Source organism: Mesorhizobium sp. M7A.T.Ca.US.000.02.2.1, assembly GCF_003996995.1.
GTDB lineage: Bacteria > Pseudomonadota > Alphaproteobacteria > Rhizobiales > Rhizobiaceae > Mesorhizobium.
The window spans coordinates 1-1,332 of the sequence record NZ_RZTT01000759.1 but is presented as its reverse complement, the minus strand read 5'-3'; the positions used below and the strand labels follow the sequence as shown (position 1 = coordinate 1,332).

At 63.5% G+C, this 1,332-nt stretch carries 3 protein-coding genes; all 3 read left to right on the top strand.

The window, feature by feature from the left end; translation table 11 throughout:
- Positions 1-187, top strand: a 187-nt coding sequence (locus EOD15_RS34375) for an SDR family oxidoreductase (protein WP_127409306.1), incomplete at its 5' end; no start/stop codon positions are given.
- A gap of 39 nt (positions 188-226) precedes the next feature.
- Complete coding sequence (locus EOD15_RS34370) at positions 227-712, top strand: MaoC family dehydratase (protein ID WP_023810115.1); 486 nt, start codon at positions 227-229, stop codon at positions 710-712.
- Positions 709-1,332 (top strand): phosphotransferase family protein (locus EOD15_RS34365; RefSeq protein ID WP_148129821.1); only part of this gene is annotated, 624 nt, incomplete at its 3' end. The genes EOD15_RS34370 and EOD15_RS34365, both read left to right, overlap by 4 nt.

Here is a 1,332-nt window from a genome sequence, read left to right as displayed (position 1 = left end):
CAGTACGGATGAGCAGGCCAGGCACGTCGGCAGCCATGTTCCGATCGGCCGTATCGGCGCACCGGATGACATTGCCGGCGCAACGCTCTATTTGTGCAGCCGTGCAGGCAGCTATGTCACCGGCGCCATCCTGCCGATCGACGGCGGACAGTCGGTGCAGCATGGGCTGACCCTGTTCAAGGAATGACATTTTCCGGCCACAGAAGCCGGGGGTGAACTGGAGGACATGAGCGTGGAACCGATCAGTCTCGATGTGCTTCTGGCCAGTGTCGGCAAGGAGGTTGGCGTGTCGCCATGGCGGGCGGTCACGCAACGCATGATCGACCAGTTCGCCGACGCCACCGACGACCACCAGTTCATCCACTGCGATCCGGAGCGGGCCATGCGCGAAACGCCGTTCGGCGGCACCATCGCGCACGGCTTCCTATCGCTGTCGCTGTTGTCGGCGATGACCTTCGAGACCATGCCGCCGCTGGAAAACGGCAAGATGGGCGTCAACCACGGCTTCGATTCGCTGCGCTTCCTGGCGCCGGTGAAAACGGGCGCGCGCATCCGCACGCGTTTCGTGCTGGCCGACGTCAAGGTCAGGCCGTCGGGCTGGGTGCAGACCGCCCATGACGTGACGATCGAAATCGAAGGTTCGAAGAAGCCGGCACTGACCGCGCGCTGGCTGACGCTGACCTTGATCGAACGCCAGCCCGAGACGGCATGAGTGATCCCGTACTCGACCAGGCAGCGCTTGCGCCTTACCTCGAGGCGAACATACCGGGCTTTTCCGAGCTTGCAGCAGTCGAGAAGTTCAAATCCGGCCAATCGAACCCGACTTACCTTTTGACGGCGGCAAGCGGCCGTTACGTGCTGCGCGCCAAGCCGCCGGGGCAATTGCTGAAATCGGCGCATCAGGTCGACCGCGAATTCAGGGTGATGAGCGCGCTTGCCGGCACCGCCGTGCCCGTGCCTGCCATGCTGCACCTGTCGGCGGAAGACTCGCCCATCGGCCGCATGTTTTACGTGATGGATTTCCTGGACGGCCGCATTTTCTGGGATCCGGCGCTGCCGGAGGCTCGCGACAACGAAGAACGCGCCGCTATATACGATGCCATGAACGAAACCCTCGCGGCGCTGCACGAGATCGATGTCGGGACAGTGGGGCTCGGCGATTTCGGGCGGCCGGGAAATTATTTCGAGCGGCAGCTGGCGCGCTGGACCAGCCAGTACCCCGCCTCGCAGACTGCAGTCGCCGACATGGACGGGCTGATTGCCTGTTTGGAAACGCATATGCCCGCCGATGATGGCCGGATCTCGTTGGTGCATGGCGACTACCGGCTGGAC

What these genes read in the sequence shown, in the direction of transcription:
- EOD15_RS34370 (WP_023810115.1), top strand. Translation starts at nt 227, where the DNA reads ATGAGCGTGGAACCGATCAGTCTCGATGTGCTTCTGGCCAGTGTCGGC.